This is a genomic window from Vibrio sp. Vb0888, from assembly GCF_033338835.1.
Lineage (GTDB): Bacteria > Pseudomonadota > Gammaproteobacteria > Enterobacterales > Vibrionaceae > Vibrio > Vibrio alginolyticus.
In genome coordinates this window covers 1-1,001 of record NZ_JAWOTL010000367.1, presented here as the reverse complement: position 1 = coordinate 1,001, position 1,001 = coordinate 1, and the positions used below count along the sequence as shown (strand labels likewise).

Sequence of the window (1,001 nt, the reverse complement as noted above, 5' to 3'; positions counted from 1 at the left end):
AAATCGCTCTTATCAAAACCAAGGCTCAATAAGGTCGCAAATGCCAGCATTAAGTTGGCTGCGTTGAATTCACCAATCAACGGCGCATGCAGCGTACCTTCGCCAAACTGACCATCAAAACGAATCGTAATACCGGATTCAGCATAAGCCACTTGGCTCGCCCACAGCGCGTGTTCAAACTCAGTTGTAGGAGCAAGAGAAACGGCAATCGCATTCGTCAGTTGTTTCGCCCACGCAGCGCCAACTTCGTCATCAACATTGATGATTGCTTGATCACATTGATGCTGGGTAAACAGCGTTAGTTTGGCATTGGCGTACTCTTCCATCGTACCGTGATAATCAAGATGGTCTCGGCTCAAGTTGGTAAATACGCCAGCAGCAAAGGAAAGGGATTTAACGCGGCCTTGGATCAAGCCATGAGAAGACACTTCTAACGCCGTATATTGCGCTTGTTGTTCGGCCAAAGAAGCCAGCGTATGCTGGATTTCCACTGCGTTTCCTGTGGTGTTCGCCGCTTCTTTTAAATCATCTAAGAAACCATTACCTGTGGTGCCCATCACTGCTGCTTTTGAGCCAACTAATCCAATCCACTGCGCGATAAGCTGGGTGATGGTAGTTTTACCGTTTGTACCTGTCACACCAATCAACTTCATATCAGGATAGGTGTACAACTGGCCGGCAATTTCAGATAAACATTTATCAAGCGCATCGAGATAAACCACCGGAATATCATCGATGATGTCGATTGTGCCATGCGCTTTCACATCACAAGCCTGGGCAATCACTGCATTGGCGCCTTTTTCAATCGCAGAGGCAATGAACTTACGTCCATCTACCACATGGCCGACAAGAGCGACAAAAGTTGTACCTGGTTGAACTTTGCGACTATCAAGTTCTAGTTCTGAAACGAGAACGGACGCCAAACTAGGGCAATCCACCCAAGGGGAAAGCAGCACGTCCATACTGATGGCTTTAGTCATATTTGTTCTCCGAGCTTTGGC

General features: G+C 47.5%; 1 protein-coding gene. It reads right to left on the bottom strand.

All coding sequences use genetic code 11. The features are described from left to right. On the bottom strand, positions 1-980 hold a 980-nt coding region (locus tag R7P72_RS26315), incomplete at its 3' end, for a UDP-N-acetylmuramoyl-L-alanyl-D-glutamate--2,6-diaminopimelate ligase (protein ID WP_318111225.1). Positions 981-1,001 lie beyond the last annotated feature (21 nt).